The 2,943-nt window shown below is 42.3% G+C and carries 4 protein-coding genes; all 4 read left to right on the top strand.

What is annotated here, in order from left to right; genetic code table 11:
- Positions 1-483: T6SS immunity protein Tdi1 domain-containing protein (locus tag ACRCA4_RS14855; protein WP_433190334.1), on the top strand; the 483-nt coding region annotated here is incomplete at its 5' end.
- A 119-nt stretch (positions 484-602) separates the two neighbouring features.
- Positions 603-1,343: a hypothetical protein gene (locus ACRCA4_RS14850; RefSeq protein WP_433190332.1), complete on the top strand. Its 741-nt coding sequence runs from the start codon at positions 603-605 to the stop codon at positions 1,341-1,343.
- 83 nt (positions 1,344-1,426) lie between these two features.
- Positions 1,427-1,780, top strand: a complete 354-nt coding sequence (locus tag ACRCA4_RS14845) for a hypothetical protein (protein ID WP_433190329.1) — start codon at positions 1,427-1,429, stop codon at positions 1,778-1,780.
- A gap of 109 nt (positions 1,781-1,889) precedes the next feature.
- On the top strand, positions 1,890-2,855 hold the full coding sequence (locus ACRCA4_RS14840; protein ID WP_433190326.1) for a hypothetical protein: 966 nt from the start codon (positions 1,890-1,892) through the stop codon (positions 2,853-2,855).
- Positions 2,856-2,943 lie beyond the last annotated feature (88 nt).

Here is a 2,943-nt window from a genome sequence, read left to right as displayed (position 1 = left end):
CGCGTTTTTCCGCCCCTGTGCTTTGCGTTATGCGAAATGAGAGACATGAGCATACTTCAAGAAATCAAAGATGCCTGGGGCTGGATTGGGATTGATCCACAAGAAATAGTTGTGGAGAACGAATTCGGGAACCTAATCGTAAAGGACTATGATGATAAGTTCTGGAGACTATGCCCAGAAGATGTTTACTGCGAGGTGGTTGCGGAATCCATCGAAGAGTACAACGCCCTTATTAAAAACGAAGAGTTCCTCGAAGATTGGTTTATGTCAGCCATGGTCGAGGAGGCTGAGAAGGCTTTGGGGGTATTAGAACCCGGACAAAAATATCACATGGTAATCCCCGGAATCTTGGGTGGTGAGTATGGGGGCTCTAATGTAAAGACCGCTCCTCTACATGAACTAATCCGCTTTTCAGGTAATCTGGGCAAACAAATCAAGGATCTACCTGATGGGGCTGAGATAGAGCTCAAGGTGGTGCCGTGAGATCGCATAACAAGGCGCTCAACTACACTCCGGCCGCAGGCGGCCTCCGTCGGACAGCCAAAAGCGTGCTTCGCACTGGCTGCCGGTTAGCTTGGCGTTAGGCCTTTTTGGAGATACATTTGAAATTTCTAGTTCTACTCATTTTGTTGGCTAACCCAGTATTTGCGTCGGAGCATCGTGTTATTAAAGATGCTGAGAGGCAAAGGGATATTCCAGTTAAAATTAGCTCTCCAGTGGACGTCTCTTCGTGTAGTGCTGAAAATCAATGTCCTGTTGCTTTTTTAAGCTCAGGTTATGGAGTTGCTTACGATAAGTATTCATTTATCTCAGATGCTTTAAATAAAGCAGGTTACCTTGTTGTTGCTATCCAGCATGAGCTGCCGGGCGATCCAGCTCTTGCAGTTACAGGCAATCTTTATACTGAACGAAGTGAAAATTGGAAGCGTGGTGCTAGAACCCTGAAATTTATCCGTGCTCAGCTGCAGTCTGAATTTTCAGGTTATGATTTTAATAAGTTAACGTTGGTTGGTCATTCGAACGGTGGCGATATCTCCAGTTGGTTGTTTAACGAAGGTTTGGATTTTACCAAAACACTCATAACGTTAGATCACCGCCGTGTTCCATTACCAAGATCCGGCTCTCCATCCATCCTATCTATTCGAGGTACTGATTTCCCAGCTGATCAAGGTGTACTGTATTCAGCGCAAGAAATGGCGATGTATAGTGCTTGTATTGTACAAATCGCAAATTCCAAACATAACGATATGACTGATTTTGGCCCTGACTGGCTCAAAGCTTCAATATCGGACACCGTGTTGAGTTTTATATCTGGGCAGTGTCATGGCGAAGAAAAAGCTTAACAAACCGCGTCATTCAGGGCCTGCGGCCCTTGCGACGCTCACAAGTTCGCGCGCATGCGCGGGGCGTTATGTGTAAATCGAGTATGGAAACGTTTCGAATTCGGCCCGGTTATAAATCGAAAGAGCTTTTAATAGAATTTTGGGGCGACCACCGAAGCCAAGATTTCCCCGATATACAAGGTATATTGGCTAAAGGCCTGAATGCAAAGCCGGCTAAGCACCCAACCCTAGATACAGCTACAATCGCTATGGCCACGGATGAATTTATCACGCTTTGGAAGTACAAGAACGGCGAGTATGAGCTAGATGACGATATATGGGCTTACTTCATCCATGCTTCCGAAAACAATGAGCAAGTAATCGCAGATATTGAGGAAGTTCTCTTAGCCAGTGGCCAGTTTATCAAGGAAGAGGCCGATTTCAGTGAATACACATAACAATCCGCTCAAATTCGTTCCGGCCCCGAAAAGCGTGGCCTCCACCGGACTCGCTACCGCTCGCCGTTTAGCGGGGCCGTTATGCGCTACAACAGTAACAAGGAAGTTTATGTTATTTAAATACATTCTAATATTTTCAAGCATTTTCGTTTTTTTAACTTCACTTTCATCGGTTGAAGCCAGCGAATTGTCTGAAAAAATGGTTGAGCTTAGAAATTTAAAGATAAATTATCAATTCTTAGATCGCACTTCTATTGATAAAGAGCCTGAGATAACTGAGCTTGTGTCTTCTGCCTTTTCGCTATTTTCAAAATTATTTGGTGGCTTGCCAAGAGACCTAGCTGGAAAAGAATACTCTGAGATTTCTATCAAAGTAAAACAGGGAAATCATTTAGGAGGTGAAGCAGATCCCCAATTAATTATTTTGACTTGGTCAAATGGAGATATGTTTGGCTACGGTAACTGGAAGACCCTTTTACTTCATGAAATTTTTCATTTATGGAGTGCTGAATCAATAAGATATAAAGATGGTAGTGAACATTGGTTTAATGAAGGCTTCGCAGAATATTACTCATTTAAAGCAGCTGCCCAACTTGGCTTAATATCAGCGGAAGAAGCAATCTCAATAGCCGCCTCACCAATTGGATATTACTCGGCATCAAAAGGATTAGGCCAAATATCAATGAGAGACGCTGGAAAGAGTAACAAAACTAAGTTTGATAATTACTTTCTCATATATCATGGTGGCTGGGTTGTGGCTATGATCTTAGATCAAGAGATTCGCTCTAAAACGGATGGGAAAAAGAGTCTTGATGATGTAATGGCATATATGTATAAAAATTATCCTAGAAATAGGAAACTCTATAATATTGAAGACATATCAAACAGTATTAAAAAAACTACAGACGTTGGTTTCTCTGAATTTTTAAATAAATATGTGAATGGTACACAGACAATACCTATTTCCAATTACTTGCATTTAAGCGATGCAATTTGGAGCTATAAATTTAATACACCTAATAAATTAAAATATAAGTACCTATACCAAACTCTAGGTATAAAAGGTGTTGAGTAATAACCAGCACAGCGCATAACAAGGCGCTATTGTCGCAGCTATTGCTGCTGGGACGGCTTACGCTGCGCTCCAGCCGCCCCAAAGCTTT

The organism is Rheinheimera sp. WS51 (assembly GCF_050936095.1).
Lineage (GTDB): Bacteria > Pseudomonadota > Gammaproteobacteria > Enterobacterales > Alteromonadaceae > Alishewanella.
The sequence above is the reverse complement of the archived record's forward strand: the minus strand, read 5'-3'. Positions and strand labels throughout refer to the sequence as shown.

Coding starts and splice junctions, on each gene's coding strand:
- ACRCA4_RS14845 (WP_433190329.1), top strand. CDS start 1,427: ATGGAAACGTTTCGAATTCGGCCCGGTTATAAATCGAAAGAGCTTTTA.
- ACRCA4_RS14840 (WP_433190326.1), top strand. CDS start 1,890: ATGTTATTTAAATACATTCTAATATTTTCAAGCATTTTCGTTTTTTTA.